At 70.6% G+C, this 3170-nt stretch carries 3 protein-coding genes; 2 read left to right on the top strand and 1 reads right to left on the bottom strand.

The window, feature by feature from the left end; genetic code table 11:
• The coding region (locus tag GWK61_RS53545; RefSeq protein ID WP_228564499.1) for a DUF5819 family protein at nt 1–659 on the top strand (659 nt) is incomplete at its 5' end.
• Nucleotides 660–1850: 1191 nt separating this feature from the next.
• On the opposite strand, the gene GWK61_RS53540 is transcribed toward GWK61_RS53545, so the two are convergent.
• A complete protein-coding gene (locus GWK61_RS53540; protein WP_194922107.1) occupies nt 1851–2498 on the bottom strand; it encodes a hypothetical protein in 648 nt (215 codons plus the stop codon).
• A gap of 38 nt (nt 2499–2536) precedes the next feature.
• On the opposite strand from GWK61_RS53540, the gene GWK61_RS53535 reads away from it, so the two are divergent.
• Nucleotides 2537–3170, top strand: a 634-nt coding sequence (locus GWK61_RS53535; protein ID WP_228564498.1) for an IclR family transcriptional regulator, incomplete at its 3' end; no start/stop codon positions are given.

Genomic DNA, 3170 nt, shown 5'->3' with positions numbered 1-3170 from the left:
CCCCTCGACCGGCTCCCCGCCCGTGGTGGTCCCGGGCGGTCCTGGGCGTCGCCGTCCTCGGCATCTCGCTGCTGGCGCTGTACCACCTGACGATCACGTTCCTGACCAACTCGCCGACGAACACGGTCAGCACCAGGCTCGCGACGCCCATCGCCAAGTGGGTCTACCCGTGGTTCGACCAGAACTGGCGGCTGTTCGCGCCGAACCCGATGTCCCAGAACTTCACGATCGAGGCCAGGGTCTCCACCGACTGCTACAGCAGCGTCACACCCTGGTACAACCTGTCGCAGATGGACTACGACACCATCGCGCACAACCCCTTCCCCGGCCACATGGAGCAGAACGAGCTGCGCCGGGCCTGGACCGACGCCTACCTGACCACGCACGACTCCTCCGACGTCGGCACCTCCGGGCGCGCCGAGATGACGCGGCAGTACCTGGTGAACATCGCGATGCAGCGGATCCAGCCGCGCAGCGCCAGGGACGGCGTGCCGCCGGGCAAGATCATGAACATCGAGTTCCGGGTCACCACCACCGACATCGCGCCGGCCGACGCGCCGAACCAGGTGCAGCAGCCGGCGGTGCACATCGTCCCGTGGCGGCAGGTCTCCCCCGACGCCGTCTCCTACGGCTGCCCGAACGGGAGCGTGGCTCCGTGACCTCGGAAATCGACGACACCGCCGAGACCGCTGACAGTGCCGACACTGTCGAAAGCGTGGACGGCGTCGCGGCCGTCGGAGCTGTGGAAGCCGAAGCTGCCCAGACAGCCGCCGCTCTCGCGCCAGCCGCCGAGCAGTGCCCGCCGTTCCGCCGGCAGCCTCTGATGTGGGCCGCCCACAAGGCCGGCACGACCCTCACGTATCTCACGACGCACGCGATCGCGCTCTACGGCACCGCCGTCCTGCGCATCGGCTACGGCTCGCTCTACCTGATCTTCCTGCTCCACGAGTACCCGAACCGCCAGTCGCTCTGGGGCCCGAACGCGCCCTGGACCTCAGCGCTGAACCAGCAGTTCGCCAACGACCCCGGCCTGGACTGGCTCGCCGTCGACCGGTGGTGGTACACGTTCCTCGGGCACGGCGGCAACGCCTGGTTCGAGTTCTGGTACCACGTGGCGATGCTGGTCTGCCTGCTGTTCGTGCTGGGCTGGCGCACGCGCGTGACGTCGATCTGCTTCGCGCTCACGCTCATGGCGTTCACCGGCCGCAACGTGTTCCTCACCGACGGCGGCGACAACATCATGAGCCTGATGGCCGTCTACCTGGCCTTCAGCCGCTGCGGCGCGCGCTGGTCGCTGGACGCGCGGCGCAAGCGTCGGCAGGCCGCGAAGCGGGAGGCGGCCGGCATCGCCGAGTTCGCCTGGCCGAACACGCCGGGCTGGCAGGCGGTCGCCGAGCTGGACCGGACGCGCGAGGAGATCGTCACCTTCCTGCACAACGCCGCGGTGCTGGTGATCGCGGCGCAGATCTGCGTGGTCTACGCCGCGGCCGGCCTGTACAAGTCGCAGGGCTCGGACTGGCAGAACGGGACCGCGCTGTACTACACGCTGCATCTGGACTGGTTCCGGCCCTGGCCGGGGCTGTCGGACTTCATGGCGGGGCAGAGCGTCACGATCGCGGTCGTGGCGTACCTGACGGTGTTCGTGCAGATCGCGTTCCCGTTCGCCGTGTTCAGCAAGTGGCTGAAGTACCCGTGCCTGGTGATGCTGGTCGGGATGCACTTCTCGATCGCGGTCGTGATGGGGCTGCCGCTGTTCTCGGCGGCGATGATGGTCGGCGACGCGGTGTTCCTGCCCACCGGGCTGTGGCTGTGGATCGGGCGCCGGGTGCGCGAGCGGGTGGCGCGGCTGCCTAGGCCCGGTCGGTATCTGATATCGAAGCGGTATCCGGCATCGAAGCGGCTGCGTCCCGCGCCAGCCACTCCGCGAAGTCCGGAAGGGTCCGTACTCCCCCATCAAGGACAGCCTCATAAATCAGAGTCCCGTTGACCTCACGGCCGTACTCGGGGCGCGGCGTCCACTCCTCCTTGATGCGCAGGATGGCTTCGCGCGTCTCGTCGGTGAGGCGGGGCAGCAGCGTGCGCAGGTGGCCCAGATCCGGCTGGCGCTCGGGCTGGTCGACGAACCACAGGTCCAGACTCCAGTCGCGCGGGCGCGGGGAGCGGTACTGGACCTGGAGGAACAGGCCGTCGGGGTACCTGTCGGGCTCGGTGTTCCAGCTGCCGGTGTCGTCGCGGAAGGTCACCTGGCGCACGCGCTCGTGCCGGGCCAGCCGGGTCGCCAGGTGCGCGACGGCATCGAAGGCCGCGAGGTCGAGGCGGGAGCAGGCGGTGGTCATGTCGATGTCCGGCTTCACCATGACGCCGAGCGCGGAGCTGCCGGTGCGGATCGGATCGCCGATCGTCTCCAGCCCGGCCGTCAGGTCCAGGTCGTCGAGGACCGCCTCCGCCTCGATCTGGAGAAGCCGCTGCCGCCGGAAGAGATCGTCGTCGATACCCATCCGTCGAGTATGGTCCACCCACGATCTAAGCTGCGCGTATGACCCGCACCGATCCCGCGCCGGAACCGGAGACCAGCCAGACTCTGGACCGGGGGATCCGCGTGCTCACAGCGCTGGCGGACGCCACCTCCGGCCTGACGGTCGCCCAACTGGCCGAACGCGTCGGGGCGCCGCGCACCGCCGGCTACCGCCTGGTCGCGACCTTGGAGGCGCACGGGCTGGCGCGGCGGGACCCGGACGGCCGCGTGCACCTCGGCGTCGGGGTCCTGCGGCTGGCGGCGCGCGTGCACCCGCTGCTGCGGGAGGCGGCGACGCCGCCGCTGCGCAGGCTGGCCGAGGCGGTGGGTGCGACGGCGCACCTGACGGTGGCGGAGGGACCGGACGCGCTGGCGATCGCGGTGGTGGAGCCTACGTGGACGGACTACCACATGGCGTATCGCGTGGGATCGCGGCACAGGCTGGGGCAGGGCGCGGCGGGGAAGGCGATCCTGCTCGGGCGCGCGGCGGCGGGACGCGGCGGTCGCAGCGGTGGCCGCGGTGCTCGCGGTGTGCGCGGCCGGGGTGGCGATCAAGGCGCCGCTGGCGCGGGTGCCGGAGAACACCATGAAGTTCCCGGTCGGCCAGGTATCCCGGCGCCAGGAAGTACGGCGCCACCACGACCCGCCGCGCGCC

This window comes from Catenulispora rubra (assembly GCF_015356825.1).
GTDB lineage: Bacteria > Actinomycetota > Actinomycetes > Streptomycetales > Catenulisporaceae > Catenulispora > Catenulispora rubra.
The sequence above is the reverse complement of the archived record's forward strand: the minus strand, read 5'-3'. Positions and strand labels throughout refer to the sequence as shown.

Bases quoted from the DNA above. Each gene is read 5' to 3' on its own strand.
- GWK61_RS53540 (WP_194922107.1), bottom strand. From the start codon at position 2,498: ATGGGTATCGACGACGATCTCTTCCGGCGGCAGCGGCTTCTCCAGATC.